This is a genomic window from Salinicoccus carnicancri Crm, from assembly GCF_000330705.1.
Classification (GTDB): Bacteria; Bacillota; Bacilli; order Staphylococcales; family Salinicoccaceae; genus Salinicoccus; species Salinicoccus carnicancri.
On the sequence record NZ_ANAM01000001.1, the window covers coordinates 1 to 18,112 of the forward strand.

Sequence of the window (18,112 nt, forward strand, 5' to 3'; positions counted from 1 at the left end):
GACTGCTTTACTAGTATAGCACGAATGTAATTCGGATGCAACACCTTTTTTACATTTTTTAATGCTTCCAGTAACATTTGTTGTGTCGGTGCTTTATTTCGTCCGACAAGATATTACTATACAGGGTTTGTTTGATTTGTGCAACCCTTTTTCAAAAAAAGTTTTGCTTTTTACTGTTTAATTTTGCGCCGTCTTTGCAAAAGCCTTATATGGCAAGTGTTCAAAGCTTTTCGTTATATTCAGTCCGCTTGTGATTACCAGCAGTAAACAGCGTTTTTGAGCAGATTCAAAAAATCGGATAGTGTATTTATACCCTTTAATCAGTTTTTATAACATCGCTTCTGATATTTCTTTAAATAAATTCAAGAGCCGGACGGCGACCGATGAAAACAGCCGCCCGGCTCTGTCATAAATGATGCTCTAAAGTTCCGTCCGGTGTTCTATCGCCTTGGACAGAGTGACTTCATCTGCATATTCCAGATCGCCTCCTACCGGAAGTCCGCTGGCCAGCCGGGTCGATTTTATACCGATCGGCTTGACAAGTCTCGAAATATACATCGCTGTCGATTCACCTTCGATATTAGGGTTGGTGGCAAGGATGATCTCTTTAACTTCATCATCCTTCAGACGTTCTATCAATGTTGATGCATTGATATCCTCCGGACCGATGCCGTCCATCGGGCTGATGGCACCATGCAGTACATGATACAGCCCTTTATACTCGCGCATCTTTTCCATGGCAATGACATCTTTTGTATCCTGGACAACACAGATGACACTCCGGTCCCTATTCTTATCGCTGCATATATAACAGGGGTCTACATCCGTGATATGCCCGCAGACTGAACAGAATTGAAGATCCCGCTTCACTTCCATAAGGCTCCTCGAGAAGTTGACGACGTCGTCTTCCTTCATATTAAGAACATAAAATGCCAGGCGCTGGGCTGTCTTCGGCCCGATACCCGGCAGTTTCATGAAGCTGTCAATCAGCTTGGATATTGGTTCTGGATAATGCATATTACATCATACCTGGGATGTTCATGCCTTTAGTGTGCTTGCCCAGACGCTCACTTGAGAGCTCATCCGCTTTCGTCATCGCTTCATTTGTCGCAGCAATGATCAGGTCCTGAAGCATTTCGATATCATCCGGATCGACTACTTCTTCGGAGATTTCCACATCGATGACCTCCTTATGTCCTGATACCGTCACTTTGACCATTCCGCCGCCTGCTGTACCTTCAATTTTTTCATCTTTGAGCTTCTCCTGCTCCTCCTGCATCTTCTTCTGCATTTTCTGCATCTGTTTCATCATACCCTGCATATTGTTCATTCCGCCGCGCATATATATTCTCCTCCAAATGTGTTTAGAATTATCATCTATATATTATATATGAAACAACTGGTTTAATAAACCGATTATGACCGCGTTTCTACTATATCATTGCCGAATATCTCTTTGGCGACATCAGACGGCTTTCTTTCATCGGAAGTCTCCTTCTTTTCTTTTCCGGCCTTTTTCTCCTGGATATAGTCATGACGGACCTGCAGCCAGCTGGAATCCGGCACCCCGACCACTTTGACCGTTTTGTCTATAATGGTGGGAATGAGTGTTTCCAGTTCTTCCCGCTTCTTCTCATCCTTATTGATCAGGTCGCTGTGCAGGTCGCTTTGGAACTTGAGCAGCACATGCGTGTCGCTTGCTGCCACCGGTTCCGAATCCTTGATCAGGGATCTGAGTGAATGATAGCCTTTCTCTTCAACATGCTGATAGACTTTCGGCCAGGCATCCTTCAGTTTCACAAGGTCTTCCTTGTTGGCATGGTCGAGTACTTTCTCAATCTGACGCAGGGAGAATCCTTTCGAAGAGGCGTTTCTCGTCTCCGTCTTCTCCTGCACCGGCGCCGCATTCGTCTGCGGCTGACTGGACAGGCGGCGTTCAAGTTCAGTCAGCTTCTGTTCAATGTGCGACAGGTCGACGTCCTGCACCTGAACCGCCTGGTCATTCCGGTTGAGCACCTGTATCAGTTTCACAATTACAACTTCAAGGTGGACGCTCGTATTCACAGAAAAACGCATCATTACCATGGCATCATTCAGAACATCTATCATTTCATAGAGGACTTTGTCCTCTGTATGATAGAATGCCACACCTTCGTCCGCTTCCCCCGAGTGCTTCATCAGAATGATATCCCTTATATAGTAGACAAGTTCATGGATCAGACGGGTGGGGTCCTTCCCTTCATCGATAAACCGGTGATAGGTGATAAAAGCTTCCCTGGAATCCTTCTGTTCTATCAATTTGAGCCAGTCATTCAGCTCCTCGGATTTTATGCCTCCGGTAATCATTACAGCGTCATCGAGTTTGATCAGGTCGCTGCTGTATGCGATGACCTGGTCCATGATGCTGAGGGCATCACGCATTCCGCCTTCTGATGTACGTGCAATATAATTGATCGCCTCGTCTTCATATTCCAGGGATTCCGCATCGGCGACGTATTTCAGCCGTCCGATGATCTCACCGATTTCAATCGCCTTGAAATCAAAGCGCTGACATCTTGAAATGATCGTTGCCGGTATTTTGTGCGGTTCCGTCGTTGCCAGGATGAAGACAGCGTGGCCGGGCGGCTCCTCCAATGTTTTCAGCAGCGCGTTGAATGCACCGGTCGTCAGCATATGCACTTCATCGATGATGTATACCTTATATCTGGCTTCAGAAGGGGCATACTTGACTTTTTCCCTGATATTCCTGATCTCATCGACGCCGTTGTTGCTGGCGGCGTCGATTTCTATCACATCATTGGCAGAACCGTCGGTAATGCTCATGCAGATGTCGCATTCATTGCAGGGCTCACCCTCGGAACCAAAACGGCAGTTGAGAGCTTTCGCAAATATTTTTGCAATACTCGTCTTACCGGTTCCGCGGGGACCGTTGAACAGATAGGCATGCGATTCCTTATCCCTGATGATGGCATTGCGCAATGTTTTGGTCACGTGCTTCTGTCCGACGACATCCTGGAATGTCTGCGGCCTGAAAGCCCGGTACAAAGCCTGATATTCCATTCAACAGCACCTCCGTAATTAGTATTTTCTGTCCATTATTATATCACATGTCACACTCCGCCCCTAATAACTCAGTGCAAATAAAAAAATGACTGCATCATCAGATACAGTCATTCGATATGTAAACCGTGCACCGTTTCTTTGAACACCCGGCACAAGCGTTACTCAAACCACCAGCTCAACTCCGGCTGCCCTACGGCACATAGAATGGGCCACTTAATGCTGCTTCCTTCCGGACCTGACATGGTTCATGACGTTCTATTGCATAGGACCGGAATCTCAACACCGGTGAGTTTGAGGCAGTCCTCACACCGAATATCCTCGGAAACGGAATTCAGTCCTGCTGGAGCGGATTGCAGGTACAGGGCACCGCTACCTCCCCACTTAGCACGGCACACTAAATCATACCAAAATCAAAACTCCAATGCAAGGAAATTAACACTCGCCGTGGAAGCGTCTTGAAAATTCCACGAATTTGAATTCACTCGCAAGATGTTTGGATATATTGTACTGGAACGGTCTTGCATCATTCAGGTGCACGACGGAGCGGACTGTTGCCACATAAGGCGGTACGCTGTGACCGAAGAGTTCCGTCTCCTCCCCCGTCATGGTATCGAATGTGATTTCCTTATGGGAATAGGCAATCGTCAAACCCAGTCTCTTTTCTATATATTCATAGATCGATTCTTCTGCAACTGTGGCGCTGAGGCCGGGCATCATCTCCACGATGAAATAATCCATATCTACAATATGGGTCTCCCCTCCATGCTTCCTCTGCCTTATCAGCTGCCAGACCCGGTCTTCCGGCGACAGATCCAGAGCCTGCATCACACGGGGGAACTGTTCAGCCGGGTACTGTTCAAGCTCCGCTACTGTAGTGGTATACTTCTTCGTTTTCAGCTGCTGGATCTCTTTGAAGCTTGTCAGATGGGAGACCGTGAAATCCATCGAAGAATCATAGATGACGACAGAGCCCTTGCCTTTCATCTTTTGTATGAAACCATTTTCCTGTAGAAGATTCAGGGCTTTCCTCACCGTTTCCCTGGAAACATCAAACGTTTCAACCAACCGGTGTTCAGATGGCAGGACGTCATCCTTTTCATATCTGCCTTCTTGTATGTCATTGGATATTTCGCGGTAAATCTGGTTGTATTTGTTCAAACTCATGTCGCTCACCCTGTCACTTTCCGGCGTTATTGAAATCACAGCCTATGATACATCTGTTCACTTCTTTTGTCCATGCAGCATCAATGCTTCAAAAGGTCTGAGTTCCCCGGTCCTGTCATCATAATTTGAAATGAGTATGTCGCCTGTCGCATCCAGTCCATCCGGGTACGGAATTGTTTCGTCCCTGAAATTCGCGATCACCGTTACCGTTCCTTCATTGTATACACGCTCATATGCGAACAGCGCGTTGTCTTTCATGAGATGCGGTACAACGCTCCCGTATGTGAAGTGGTCCATTTCATGGCGCAGACTGATCAGTTTCTGGTACGTGTAGAATATAGAGTCTTTGTCTTCGAGCGCTGATTCGACATTGATATTTTCATAGTTTTCAGCGATATCCATCCATGGTTCACCTGATGTGAAACCGGCATGGCGGTCTTTATTCCACTGCATCGGACTCCTGCCGTTGTCCCGTGATTTTGTGCCGAGGATCCTCAGAACGTGGGCATTATCCATACCCCTCTCTTTCAATTCGCTGTATGCGTTCAAGCTTTCAACATCCCTGTACTGGTCAATACGTGTGAATTTAGGGTTGGTCATTCCAATCTCTTCACCCTGGTAGATATAGGGGGTGCCTTTCAGACCGTGGAGGGCAATCGCCAGCATCTTGCCGCTCCTCACACGTTTCTCTTCTGTATCATCACTACCGAACCTGGAAACGATGCGCGGCTGGTCGTGGTTGCACCAGAATATTGCGTTCCATCCACCGCCTTCATCCATCGCTACCTGCCAGTCCATCAAGATGCGCTTCAGTTCGATGAAGTCGAAATCCGCAAACGTCCATTTCTCTCCGCCGGGATAGTCGACTTTGAGGTGATGGAAGTTGAACACGGAATTCAGCTCATTGCGCTCAGGATTCGTATATTTGAGGCAGTGTTCAATTGTCGTGGAGGACATTTCACCTACGGTCATGATCTCTTTGTCCCCGAAAGTATTGCGATTGAGTTGATGGAGATATTCGTGGACTTTCGGGCCGTCAGTGTAGAATTCCTTGCCTGGACCGTCGGAATTCTCGAATGCCCCTTTTGAAATGAGGTTGACGACATCGAAACGGAACCCATCTACACCGAAATCTATCCAGTAGTTGACCATCTCATAGATTTCCCGGCGGAGATTTTCATTCTCCCAATTCAGATCTGCCTGGGACACATCGAAAAGACGCAGGTAATACTGCCCGGTCGTACTGTCGTAGGTCCATGCATTGCCGCCGAACTTGGATTCCCAGTTGGTCGGGGGGGCATTGCCCTTCCCGTCTTTCCATATATAGTAATCACGGTATGGGTTGTCTTTGGATTTCCTGGATTCGACAAACCAGTTGTGGGATGTCGACGTATGATTGATAACGATATCCATCATCACTTTGAGTCCACGGGCGTGTGCCGCCTCCAGCAGATTTTCCAAATCCGCCTTCGTCCCGAACTGCGGATTCACTTCATAATAATCGCTGATATCATAGCCATTATCATTCATCGGGGATTTATAGACAGGTGTCAGCCATATATAATCGACACCCAGCGTCTTGAAATAATCCAGCTTTTCTATAATACCCGGAATATCTCCTTCTCCGCTTCCGGTCGTATCGTTGAAAGATTTCGGGTAGATCTGATAAACAACTGATTTTCTCCAGTCATTGGATGCCAATTTAAAAACTCCCTTATATAGTTAGTCTACGTCCACCATGTCTTTCGCTCTATCCCTGGCAAACCTCGAGAACAGAAGTGTCAGCAGGAACGGCACCACGATGGCAATCAGCATGCCGATCGTGAACAGCAGCCAGAAGCCGTCAGTAATCGAGATGACCCCTGGTACGCCGCCGACGCCGACACTGTATGCTGTCAGCATGTTTGCCCCGAAAATACCACCAACGACAGATGTCGTGAGGATCGCGGCCAGGAACGGATATTTCAGTGGGAGGTTCACACCGAACATCGCCGGTTCAGTGACACCCAGCCAGCCGGAGATGCCGGAAGTCATTGCCAGACCTTCTTCTTTTTTCTTTTTCTGGCTGCGGTAGATCATCCATGCCCCGAATGCTGCAGAACCCTGTGCAATGTTTGAAATTGCCAGTATCGGCCACAGGAATGTGGAACCTGTTGTGCCGATGAGCTGCAGATCCACCGCCAGGAACATATGGTGCATGCCTGTGATTACAAGCGGCGCATAGAACAGGCCGTATACCGCTCCGCCCAGAATGCCTGCAGTTTCAAACAGCCAGATGATTGCGTCTGTAATGAGCGTACTGCCCCAGAGCGTAATCGGACCGATTATTGTATAAGTAAGAATGCCGACAACAACAAGTGCAACAGGCGCAACCACAAGCAGTTTGAACATGTCGTGTACACGTTTGTTCAGAAACAGCTCAACTTTTGCAAGCACCCACGTCGCCACAAGTACCGGCAGGACCTGTCCCTGGTAGTTCAGCTGCTGAATTTCCAGCCCGAAAACGTTCCACGTAGGAATATCCGCAAGTTCCCCGGCTTCACTGTCGAAAAGCCCGTACTGACTTGCAAGGTCCGGGTGACATAAGGCCACACCAAGAGCGATGCCGAGCAGTGGGTTCCCGCCGAACACTTTCATCGCAGACCAGCCGATGAGCACCGGCAGGAAGATGAACGGTGCTACGGCAATGAAGTTGATCATGCTCGCGATGCCTTCGATGCCAGGGAAGCGTGTGATGACCGAGTCAGCTTCCCAGAAAAGCCCCTCCAGTGTAAGCAGGTTGTTCAGTCCGAGCAAGAGACCTGCTGTAACAATGGCCGGCAGGATCGGGATGAATATATCCCCCAGCATCTTGATGAATCTTTGAAGCGGATTCATCTTCTGGGCGGCCGCAGCTTTGACCTCATCCTTCGAACCGCCGCCTTTGCCGGTCTCCTCTTCGAAAATCTTGAATGCCTCGTCGACCGTCCCCTGACCGATAACAATCTGGAACTGGTTGTTCGCTGCGAATGAGCCTTTGACCAGATCGATGGAATCCAGCTTTTCTTTATCCACTTTGGACTCATCATCCAATGCCAGGCGCAGTCGCGTAACACAGTGTGTCGCTGCATTGACGTTCTCCTCGCCGCCGATTGCATCGATTATCTGTCTGACCTCATCACGGTTTACCGCCATTCTTCCCACACTCCTTCTATTTTGTATAATTATCGCCCTAACTATAACATGTCTATACAGTAGTGTAAAGGATTACAAAGATTGTGAAAAGTAATTCACGCTTTGTTTGATCCGGGTTAAAAAAACTGACTGTATATTAAAAAACCGCCCTGAGGGGCGGTCAAAAATATCTGAATCCTATTTCCTCAAAGCCTTTATGACTAATAATATCAACATAAACACAAGCAGCACAGCACCTGTTACAATCAGTGACATGTTAACCATAGAGCCGTCAGCATCCGACATGACACGTTCACCTGTTTCCACACTCTCTTCCGCTGGTGCCTCCTCGAGCACAAATGTTACCCCCCGCTTGCCCCGGTCCTCTATCGCCAGACTGATTTTTTCTGTTTCTGCGGTATATCCGTCCGGTACTTCCATCTTCAGCTCATAATCTCCGGGAGGCATTTTCTTGAATGAGAACCTGCCGTTTTCATCGGTTACCGCTTCTTTCTCTCCGTCTCCCGACAGTAACACAGTGACATTTTCCATCCCTGTGTCACCTTCCACAACCTCGCCTGTTATCGAGAATGCTTCCATCTCTTCGTGATTGATCGTCACTTCAGCCGGTTCCTCTGCCGTTTCAGGTTCTGCATAGACCTCTTCGCCGGATTCATCAATCTGCTCCTCCGTCACTTCCTGAGTCGGTTCTTCGTAATATTCCTCAACCGTCTCTTCAATCGGCTGCTCCCCGGAAGGTTCTTCGTAATATTCCACTGTGGGTTCCTCATAGCTCTGATAGGAATCTTCAGCCGTATCCTCAGACCGGGACTGTTCATTTTGCGGAGGTGTGTATTCCTCCGAATACTCCTCTTCGGCATTGTTGTAGCTGTTCTCCGGTTCTTCAGTGGACTCATCATATTGAGACTGCTCTATTGATTCTTCAGTGGACCCCTCATATTGAGACTCCTCTGTGGAGTCTTCAATCGACGGCTGTTCCGCCGACTCCTCCACCTCCGAGTCGTCCTCGGTATTCGCAAATATTCCATGAGCCGGAACGAGCAACAGCAGCAACAGTACCGCCGCCGACCGCCTGATGATATTTTCCATGACAGCCTCCTAAAATTTTTCTGATAAACTATAATATACCAGATTTTTGAGAGCCAACCTATAGTTGCTTTCAGAACTAAATAACCAGTTTTTTCATCATCCGTTGTGTCGGACCCAATACTGGCGCCTGAAGCGGAAATGAAACACCCCCATACGAATCGGACAAGAAAAACGATGCTGTACGGAAGAACACATCCGATGACACCAGAAAGCAGATTCAGGGCATCGTTGGCTCCAGGGTGAAAGTCACGGAAGTCCGGGCGGCATACAAGCTGAGCCAGAGCCGGGATGAAAGCGTTGAAAAAATAGTTATTCCCCGGGAAATTATAAAGGCCCCATGCCACAAATGAGTGAACCCTCAAAGCGGCACGGGGCTGATACAATCTTTATTTCAGCGCAGGCAGAATCCTGTCGCCGATCCTTGCGAATATGAACGTACCGATAAACGTCGTTATCAGTGTCGAAATGGTAATGGTGACAAAGCTGAACCAGAATGGGATACCGGCCACCAGCCACAGCATCAGGCCGACAAAGACACCGCAGAGCAGGCTGTACTGCGCGTCGTTTACCCAGGCATTTTTTATGAAGTAGCTGATCGTATATGATATGACGGCAATCCCGACACCGACGACTACATCCATGACACCGAGCCCGGAAAAAAGATTGGCGATACCGACACCCAGGATGATTCCCGGAATGTATTTACGGTTGAAAAACGGGATGACCGCGAGCATCTCGCTGACCCGGATCTGTATCGCCATCGTACCGATGGGGTTGACCACCGTCAGCGCAACATAGATTGCCGCAAGCAGGGCGTTGTATACCAGTGTTCTGTTTTTGATAATATCAATCTCCTTAGTTTTTTATACAGGGAGTTTGCGAACCTGTGATAAAAACAATTCCAAATTTAACCTCATAAATTCTATACCATAAATGATCAATTTACAATATGAAATTGGAAATATGCAGGAAGACCGCAGAACCACCTCCCTACAACTTCTCAGTATCCCAGCTTCTGAAACCGACAACCCTTTCCTCTTCCCAGAACTCTTTGAAGAAAGCCAGCGCATCCGCATACACGACCCCATCGTTCACATAGATCTTCCCATAATCGTCGGAACCCTCAGGCGGCAGTGCCTCAACACGGTAGAGACCATCTTCACCCAAAGCCTGCAGGCTCTCAATTTCCAAATCTGAATTCAGGCAGCTCAGACATATAAATTCCCCGGCAGAACCATCTGCAGCAGTCTTCACCGCTTGTTCAACCTGCGGCCAGTCAGGTTCCACAATTTTTCCATCACCACCCGCCAGCAGCCAGTACTTTTCTGCAGGCACCGTATCTTCCTGACGTTGATTTTTATCCTTCCTGAAAAAATCAAAAAATCCCATCCATATCCGCTCCTTTTTCAAATTTAGCTCTAATACACTTTACATCATTGGCATAAAAAAATTCCATACATTACTTCTGTGCGGGTAAACTGTACTTAAAGGATGTGGGAGTAATGAAGCTGGATGCGGTTGAAGTCCTGTTCATGCATTTCGTCAACGGCAGGACCCATGATGAAGCGGTGATGCATGACTTCTGGCTGACTCAATATGGGGCAGAAGCCGAAAGTCTGATTGAAAGCCTTATGGATAGAGATATCATCTGCAGGAATGACGATTTGCCGGTCACTTTGAAAAAATTGAAAGTGCCGGAGCTAAAAAATCTGCTGAAGCGCAGTGGTATGAAGGTCTCCGGAAACAAGAATGCACTGATTGAAAGAATCACATACAACAGACACATCATAGATTTCAGAGACGAAAACCTTAAAAGTGTCTATACTGTAAAAGTTGACTGCGCGGATCTCCTTGAACGGACACGTTTCATGGACTACTTCCATTTCAATGGGCACATCAGTATATATGAAGCCTATGGCTACTACAGGGCACATCCTGAAAAATCTCCGGACGCAGTCGTCACCGGCGTCCTGAGTGAAAAGATTGAAAACACCATACACGATAAAAATAAATACGATGCAATCAAATCTTTCCAGCTCCTTTCCCACTTTCATCAGGAGGAGATGAAAGATACGGAGGCCGCAATATTCTATCTCAACAATTTCACGATGCTCATCATACTCCACTCCATAATGAGCTATCCAACATACAAAGTAATGCTTTCCGGAAGCCATTTCAACATTGATAACTTCACTGCTGACAAATACAGAAACCTGCTTGAAACCGGTCAGATGACACCTTACACGCTGTATCATTCACTCGTGGAAGATACTGAATTCCTCCCCTATCCATATGTGACACGGAAAAGGGCAGCCAGATTCATCACAGATTATGTGATGGGGGATGAGGATGCTGAAATCAAGCTGAGAAGCCTTCTGGATGATGGAGAATGATTTGTCATCAGTCTGAAAAAATTACAGAATTGAAAAGAGCAGCGTCTGCCATTTTCCAGGCAACCGCTGCTCTTTCATGCTTTCTTATGCTTCTATTTTTCTTCTTCTGTATCCGGCGCTGTTTCATCCGGAAGTGTCTCTTCGAAAGCGACACGTTTTTCTTCCAGTTCTTTTTGCGTCTCTTCTCTGTAGCTCGGCTCATATACAAGCTGCTTTCTTTCAAGCTCGAGAATATCATGTTCACTGCGCAGGGCTTTGAACAGTGATATGCCGAGCAGTATGACAACAAATGTGAACGGGAATGCCGCAATAAGCATAGCCATCTGTATAGCACCCAGGCCACCTGACCAGAGTAGTACAGTTGCAGTACCCGCCAGGATGACTCCCCAGATCATTTTGATCTTAAGTGGCGGGTTCAGGCCGCCGCCTGTTGTCAGCATACTGAGTACGAATGTACCGCTGTCTGCAGACGTGACGAAGAACGAAGCAATGAGTAATACTGCAATACCCATGACAAGGGCCGCTGCCGGATAGTTTTCCAGGAATGCGAACAACGCCACTTCATTGCCCTGTGAATCGAGAAGGCTGTAAAGTCCTCCGCCGAGGATATTATCCGATTCAATGCCTGCAACACCAAAGATGGCGAACCAGATGGCACTGAAGAGAACCGGTACACCGGTCACGCCCAGGATGAACTCACGGATTGTTCTTCCCCGTGATACACGGGCAATGAAACTCCCGACAAACGCAGCCCAGCCGATCCACCAGGCCCAATAGAACAGTGTCCAGCTGTTCAGGAATTCCCTGTCGCCGACAAATGAATTCATGTTGAATGTCATGCTTGCCAGATTCTGCACGTAATTACCTGTATTCGTCATGAATGCTTCGATCATCTGTATGGATGAACCAAAGATGAAGACGAACACCATCAGTGCAATAGCTGTCACTACGTTCGCCATACTCAAATAGCGTATACCTTTGTTTACACCTGTAGATGCTGAAAGAATGAACGCTATAGTAATGAAAATGATGACTAATGTCTGAGTAAACAGATTGTTCTCTATAGCATCAAAGCTGTAGCTTAAACCAGCCGTAATCTGTGTCGCACCAAGTCCAAGGGAAGTCGCGATACCGAAAATTGTGCCAAATACGGCTAAAACATCGATGCTTGACCCCAACCAGCCGTTTGACCTGTTGCCAAGGACCGGTGTGAGCGCTGAACTCATCAGCAATGGTGCCTTATGACGGAAGTTGAAATATGCCAGGGCAAGCCCGACCACTGCATATACTGCCCAAGGATGGAATCCCCAGTGGAATAGCGTATACTGCAGCGCCTCCTGTGAAGCTGCAGCAGTTTCGCCCTCTGTAACAGGCGGATTATAATAGTGAGTGAGCGGCTCGGTTACTCCGTAGAAGACGAGGCCGACACCCATACCCGCTGTAAACAGGAATGAGAACCATGTAAAATAACTATACTGCGCCTTTTCATTCTGTTTGCCCAGTCTGATTTTACCGTACGGACTGATGACCAGGAACGCCGCGAAAATGACAAAAGCTGTCATTGCCAGCATATAGACCCAGCCGAATTTGTTTGAGATGAAGTCATTGATATATCCCAACACTGTCCCAACATTTGCGGGGAAAAATGCTCCCCATAATATGAATACAAATGCTATGGACAGAGAGACATAAAAGACCGGTGTGACCTTTGGTTTGTTGATCATTGATAAACCCTCCTGAATAGATTTGTATTGAGTGTTTTTCCTAAGTAAGCAAACCCCGGCCTGCATTCAGAGACTGTCATAGTTGCGGATGATAACATGAAGTGTAAAACTTCCTGTAAAAAAGACCTCTGTATCGAGTGCATCTCAAAATGCCGTTTCAACCCTGAGCCCGGACATCACTTAGTTTATATAGGAAAAAAGAAATAATTACAACATTATATAGCGTAACATGGAAATATTACCAAGAGAACACCTCTCACGAAATGAATCCGCTTACCAATTATTTTTTGTGTATTTATACAACTTCAGGATGAGAGGACACCGCTGGGTACTCCTCATGATGATATATACTTTCATCACACTCCCTGTTTTTCAGCGAGACGTCTCTTTTCAATCCCCAGCGCCTGCTGCTGGAGTGAAGACTCCGATTCTTCACGTCTGTCCTGTGCAACTTCCGCCACTTCAGAATCCCTCGCGTAAAGATTGAACAGCTGCGACTTTTCATCCAGCAGTTCCATCATGCTCACATCTATGCTATCTTCAGTCAGCAGTCTGTAGACCACCACATTACGGGATTGACCCATGCGGTATGCCCGGCTTATCGCCTGTTCCTCCGTAGACGGCTTCCACTGGGGTTCGCATAAAATGATGATACTGGCAGCCTGGATATTCAGCCCCACACCACCTGCAGTAATCTGAGATACCAGCACCGCTCCAGGTTCCGCTGCTGTAAAGTCATCGATGATATGCTGTCTTTCGGCATTGGGTATATCTCCTGTGATTGCGGGGAATGACGGCCCAGTCAAACGGTCCTGGACAACATCGATCACATCCCTGAAGAATGAGAACACCAGTACCTTGTGACCATTTTCCTTTGCCTCGCCGCAAATATCCAAGAGAGATTCAAGTTTGGGAGACGCTTCAGGACTGCCACCTGCCCATGCCGCACGCCGCATCTTCATCATGTTTCCGGATGCGACTGCACCATCATATATCTTCTGTTCCGCTTCACTGAATTCAGACCACCGTTCGATCACTTCAAGCTCAGGCAGCTCACCCAGTACATCTTCCCGGTTACGGCGCAGATAGACCGGTGCAATCTCCCGCTTGAATTTCCTTGGCTCAAGCAGATGCAGTTCGTTTGATAGTCTGGCAGCTACACCCGGCTGCAGCACACTCAAGAGCTGCTTCATCTCACCCAGCCGGTTTTCAAGAGGAGTGCCGCTCATATATAGGCCGTATTCCGCCCGCTCCGACAGCTCATATACACTCCGGGACCGCTTCGCCCCGGGATTTTTGACAAAATGTGCCTCGTCCACGATCAGCATATCCAGTTTTTCAATCTTCTCCTTATCCATGCGTCGTGTATGGCTGAAAGTCGTAATCAGCACTCCCGCATGATCCAGCCAGGCATCAAATGCTTCGTCCCTGCCTTTCCCATGGAAAATGTAAGTATTGATATCCGAAAACTTTGTCACTTCCCGCTTCCAATTGGCAACAACGCTGAGCGGACAGACGACAATCGAATATGGTTTTCCTTCCCGGCTCAAATGATTGATTGCCGCAAGTGCCTGAATCGTCTTCCCGAGCCCCATCTCATCTCCAAGTAGTATCCTTTTATTGGAAAGGATATATTTCGCGCCAAACTCCTGGTAATGTCGCAGGGTCAAATTCTTCAGACCTGCCTTATCCAACGGAAAGGCATTCACCGACTCCACGATTTCAGATGGTATGTCATCCGCCATCTTTTTCCGTGTATAACCGGTCACATTCTCGATTTCAGTATAGTATTTGATGTTATTGGATATGAAGTCCTCCCGGAGAAATTCGTCGCTGACATCAAATCGGACGACCGCATCATACCTCTCCCTGATATCACCAAGCTTCACAGAAAGATCACTTTCATTCACAGCTTCGATTTCCCGGGAAATTTTCTGTTTTTCCTCCCTGGGCTGGAAGAGTCCCATGAAGAAATTCCGCTGTTCCTTAATGACTTCAAACTGTCCGGTGAACCTTTGCTTCAACTGATCGATCTCTTCCAATAAATGCTCGCTGTCGATGAGGATCCGCTGCTTAGAATAGATGGCCCTCAGCACTTCGTAATCCAGATTTGACAGATTGTCCGGGTTGATCCTTCCCTGTACCCGGGCATGGACGGATTGAGCTATCCTTGAGACCGCATCAGCCAGAGGATAGGCGGACTTCTTCCCCACGCCGTGAATCTGCATGAACTGTTCCGGCGTATAGTCCGCCACATCCTGTATGGATTTGAAACCCGCATCGATCAGGTTGTTGATCGGCATACCCTTCTCAATCGTTGAAATCGTATCGATATGCATCCCTTGCAGCTTATCCCGCGCAATAATCATTTTGACTTGCTGCCACAGTCCGCTGATTTTCGGATTGAAATAATCCTCATCATACTTCCTTAGTTCTGCCGTTTTCGATTCAAGCTCTTTTTCAATTTTTATGACATCTTTTTTATTGTTGATCATAGTGCCCTCGCGAAATTTGTCCTGCTTATCCTGCGGAATATTTGGATTTAAAATTCACTTTATGAAAAGCTATTCCACTTCAATGACATTCAGCTCGTATATGAACTCTTCATCGAAGCTGATGTTGATGTAGTTCGCTCCGTCCACCGCCGGAATATATGCCGGTGCATCTTCAATTTCCATCGTCTCCATGAATTCGCTGCCTCTGTAGTAGCTGATTGATGCGGGTACGGTAATGGCATAACTTGCTGATGGGTCATATTCCAGCGCCTCGGTTACAGCATGATCCTCTTCCTCGACAAAATTGCCATTTTCATCGATGACTTCACCCCGCATCAGGTTCTCCTCCGCAAGGAATTCCTGGCCGAACATGATCTGCCCCGAGAGGTTCTCCTCGACAAGCCTGCCCCTTCCGACAAATTCTTCAGGTGTCGTATTCACTTCCTCGCCCTTGGCGGCCCCTTCCATTGCGGCATCATAAAATTCAAGCTCATCCGACCTCACCTTTTCGACACTGATGACCACCCGGTCCGCCTCGGGCACCTTTTCTATGACCTTGGGACCTCCGTGGCCGTAGTTGTTGGTCTTGATGAACGCCTCCCCGTAATAATAGGAAACATATGAAGCCACTGTGACCGTATAATCCGTCTCCGGATCATAGTCGATGTAATCTGACCGCATCATATGATCACGCGGATCATCCTCACCTTTGTAGTTTATCCAGTATCCTTCCTTGAAAGAGGCCCCGCCCAGAAGATCTTCCGGAGGCTCCTCTTCACTCTCTTCCGGACTGCCGTCACCTTCGGTGTTGTCATCCTCCGACTCGTCAGAAGAGTCAGCCGGCGCTTCCGATTCCTCTGAAGATTCCTCCTCTGATGTATTATTTTCTGCGCTGTCCTCTTCAGATGTCTCATTGAGGGTTGCATTCTCATCCTCTGACTGCTGCTCCTGATTACATCCAACGAGGATGATGCCACTCAGTATTACAAATAATAAGAGTCTCATCCTTTTCACCCCTGCCCCTAAACATGCTTTAAATCAATCATACAATATTATAGGATGAATCTGAATATTTAATTAAATTATATTGTTGGCGACTGCCCTTGGCCCTGGTGAAATTTTCAGTCATTTTTTCAAAACTGACGTGTCCCAAAGTAGACACCGTGATCTGTTCAGATTTCATAGAGAAACTGTTTTCCCTTTATATTTACTGTATTCACCTACAGTATAACATGCGCCACACATAAAAAAGTCCGAACACCGGACGGCATTCGGACCACATTCACAACAGCTGTTAATGCCCTTGATCACGCATCAAACAGGATCGCATTCAATTTCAGGGGCTCTATATATTCACCGGATTTATAGACACGCATATTGCCGCCGGAAATCTCATCGATCAGCAGCACTTCACCGGTTTCATCATCCCGTCCGAACTCCAATTTGATATCGTACAAATCAAGACCCCGCTGTGCCAGTTCATCTTTGACGACTTCGCTGATCTTCACAGTCAGTTCCGCAATCTCCCCGTACTCACCCGGTTTCAATATACCAAGGGTTTCCAGGGCAGCTTCATTGATCAGCGGATCCTGACGCTCGTCATCCTTCAGAGTCATTTCCACATAGGCCGGCAGTTCCCCACCCTCTTCAATATAATCACCATAACGGCGGGTGAAGCTGCCCACAGCTTTGAAACGGCAGATGACCTCCAGCCCTTCCCCGAACACAGATACTTTTCTAACCCGCATTTCACGCGCTTCAATATCCGCATCCACATAATGGGTCGGAATACCCGCAGCATTCAGTTTCTCAAAGAAGAAACTCGTCATCTGAAGTCCCGCTTTCCCGGAACCCTCAACCTGGAGTCCAACCTGATTCTCGCCCGGATCGAACACACCATCCTTGCCGGTCATATCATCTTTGAAATACAGTACAATCTGCCTGTCGTCATCCTGATATACATCCTTGGTCTTGCCTTTATAAATCAACTCCATATGTATCCACCCCATTCAGTTAGTTAATTTTCATTTTAACAGAGTGACGAGGGCCTTACCTGTAAAATAAAAAATTCCAATCTACTGTTATAGAAACGCCAGTTTCCAAACATACTAAGCCTCAGCATTTTCGAATAAGCCGCTTATGTGGCATGAACTTACCAAACAGCCTGACCGCACACTCTGAAACCAGTGGACTCAATATCCCTGGAATGTCTATTTAGGGCCATCCGTTCCAACGTCTTTTCACTCACATGACTACTAATCAGCGTCTGTAACAGTTGATTTGGGAGTTTTTCTCTGTACAATTTTCCATGATATAAGTATCCTTTTCTTTAAGAAATATACAAAAATCTTGCACCTTACCCCATATTTTTTTGGACACTTACAACATACATTACAACGTAGTAATTTAAAAAACGCATATAAGGGGAGAAAATAAGTGAAAGCCTTATTAGTGATTGACGCTCAAAATGGAATTATTAATTTCAAAGACTTTAAAGAAGAAATGCCACTTATTGAACAGGTTATTAAAGATTTCAAAGAGAAGGCGCTCCCAGTAATTTTCATGAAACATTTGGATGAAATTGAAAAAAGTCCATTACATAAAGGTTCAAATGGTGCTGAGATTCATTCTTCTCTGGAAAAATATCCTGACCATGTAATTGAAAAAGCAACACCTAATTCTTTTTTTAATACGAATCTCCAAAAACAGTTGGATTTGTTAGATGTAGATCACCTCTTCATCACTGGCTTTAACACAGAATTTTGTTGTATGTTTACCGCTATTTCAGCATTCGATAGAGGCTATAAAGTCACTTTTATTGAAGACGCTACAGGGACTGTTAATACTGATGAAACATACGAAATGAAAGGCTTAGATATTAAAGATTTTATAGGCACAGTCCTACATTGGTCTGAAATTATTGAAGTCTTGGATTTTGAAGAATATGTTGAAATCTACAAAGAATTATAATTTCTTGTAGCTCTATTTTTGATGGCAAGCAATGGCACCC

15 protein-coding genes, 1 other RNA gene and 1 riboswitch are annotated in these 18,112 nt (G+C 46.8%); of the genes, 2 read left to right on the forward strand and 14 right to left on the reverse strand.

The window, feature by feature from the left end; genetic code table 11:
- Positions 1 to 420: 420 nt before the first annotated feature.
- From recR to C792_RS0100045, 10 genes are all read right to left on the reverse strand, one after another.
- The gene (gene recR, locus C792_RS0100005) at positions 421 to 1,017 is read right to left on the reverse strand and encodes a recombination mediator RecR (protein WP_017547382.1); all 597 of its coding nucleotides are present in this window, start codon (positions 1,015 to 1,017) and stop codon (positions 421 to 423) included.
- Position 1,018: 1 nt separating this feature from the next.
- Positions 1,019 to 1,342 carry a YbaB/EbfC family nucleoid-associated protein gene (locus C792_RS0100010; RefSeq protein ID WP_017547383.1) on the reverse strand — a complete coding sequence of 108 codons (324 nt, stop codon included), beginning with the start codon at positions 1,340 to 1,342 and terminating at the stop codon, positions 1,019 to 1,021.
- Positions 1,343 to 1,416: 74 nt separating this feature from the next.
- Positions 1,417 to 3,060: a DNA polymerase III subunit gamma/tau gene (gene dnaX, locus C792_RS0100015; RefSeq protein WP_017547384.1), complete on the reverse strand. Its 1,644-nt coding sequence runs from the start codon at positions 3,058 to 3,060 to the stop codon at positions 1,417 to 1,419.
- Positions 3,061 to 3,186: 126 nt separating this feature from the next.
- Positions 3,187 to 3,453, reverse strand: an RNA gene (ffs, locus tag C792_RS14695) — signal recognition particle sRNA large type.
- Between the two features lie 42 nt (positions 3,454 to 3,495).
- Positions 3,496 to 4,227: a trehalose operon repressor gene (treR, locus tag C792_RS0100020; protein WP_017547385.1), complete on the reverse strand. Its 732-nt coding sequence runs from the start codon at positions 4,225 to 4,227 to the stop codon at positions 3,496 to 3,498.
- A gap of 57 nt (positions 4,228 to 4,284) precedes the next feature.
- A complete protein-coding gene (gene treC, locus C792_RS0100025) occupies positions 4,285 to 5,928 on the reverse strand; it encodes an alpha,alpha-phosphotrehalase (protein ID WP_017547386.1) in 1,644 nt (547 codons plus the stop codon).
- 21 nt (positions 5,929 to 5,949) lie between these two features.
- Positions 5,950 to 7,401, reverse strand: a complete 1,452-nt coding sequence (gene treP / locus C792_RS0100030; protein ID WP_017547387.1) for a PTS system trehalose-specific EIIBC component — start codon at positions 7,399 to 7,401, stop codon at positions 5,950 to 5,952.
- A gap of 177 nt (positions 7,402 to 7,578) precedes the next feature.
- Positions 7,579 to 8,490, reverse strand: coding sequence for a carboxypeptidase-like regulatory domain-containing protein (locus C792_RS0100035; protein WP_017547388.1), 912 nt, complete (start codon positions 8,488 to 8,490; stop codon positions 7,579 to 7,581).
- 386 nt (positions 8,491 to 8,876) lie between these two features.
- The gene (locus C792_RS0100040; RefSeq protein ID WP_342661869.1) at positions 8,877 to 9,341 is read right to left on the reverse strand and encodes a QueT transporter family protein; all 465 of its coding nucleotides are present in this window, start codon (positions 9,339 to 9,341) and stop codon (positions 8,877 to 8,879) included.
- A riboswitch (PreQ1 riboswitch) is annotated at positions 9,340 to 9,383 on the reverse strand. Its footprint overlaps the gene before it by 2 nt.
- A gap of 97 nt (positions 9,384 to 9,480) precedes the next feature.
- Positions 9,481 to 9,879: a hypothetical protein gene (locus tag C792_RS0100045; protein ID WP_017547390.1), complete on the reverse strand. Its 399-nt coding sequence runs from the start codon at positions 9,877 to 9,879 to the stop codon at positions 9,481 to 9,483.
- Between the two features lie 113 nt (positions 9,880 to 9,992).
- On the opposite strand from C792_RS0100045, the gene C792_RS0100050 reads away from it, so the two are divergent.
- Entirely contained in the window at positions 9,993 to 10,883 is an 891-nt protein-coding gene (locus C792_RS0100050; RefSeq protein WP_017547391.1) for an SAP domain-containing protein, read from the forward strand.
- Between the two features lie 92 nt (positions 10,884 to 10,975).
- Here the strand turns inward: C792_RS0100050 and C792_RS0100055 are convergent, their stop codons facing one another.
- The 4 genes from C792_RS0100055 to C792_RS0100070 form a co-directional block, all read right to left on the reverse strand.
- Entirely contained in the window at positions 10,976 to 12,607 is a 1,632-nt protein-coding gene (locus C792_RS0100055; protein ID WP_017547392.1) for a BCCT family transporter, read from the reverse strand.
- A 356-nt stretch (positions 12,608 to 12,963) separates the two neighbouring features.
- Positions 12,964 to 15,102 carry an SNF2-related protein gene (locus C792_RS14030; protein ID WP_017547393.1) on the reverse strand — a complete coding sequence of 713 codons (2,139 nt, stop codon included), beginning with the start codon at positions 15,100 to 15,102 and terminating at the stop codon, positions 12,964 to 12,966.
- A 69-nt stretch (positions 15,103 to 15,171) separates the two neighbouring features.
- The gene (locus C792_RS0100065) at positions 15,172 to 16,107 is read right to left on the reverse strand and encodes a hypothetical protein (protein ID WP_017547394.1); all 936 of its coding nucleotides are present in this window, start codon (positions 16,105 to 16,107) and stop codon (positions 15,172 to 15,174) included.
- A 302-nt stretch (positions 16,108 to 16,409) separates the two neighbouring features.
- Complete coding sequence (locus C792_RS0100070; protein ID WP_017547395.1) at positions 16,410 to 17,096, reverse strand: phosphoribosylaminoimidazolesuccinocarboxamide synthase; 687 nt, start codon at positions 17,094 to 17,096, stop codon at positions 16,410 to 16,412.
- Between the two features lie 442 nt (positions 17,097 to 17,538).
- On the opposite strand from C792_RS0100070, the gene C792_RS0100075 reads away from it, so the two are divergent.
- The gene (locus C792_RS0100075) at positions 17,539 to 18,072 is read left to right on the forward strand and encodes an isochorismatase family protein (RefSeq protein ID WP_017547396.1); all 534 of its coding nucleotides are present in this window, start codon (positions 17,539 to 17,541) and stop codon (positions 18,070 to 18,072) included.
- Positions 18,073 to 18,112: the final 40 nt, after the last annotated feature.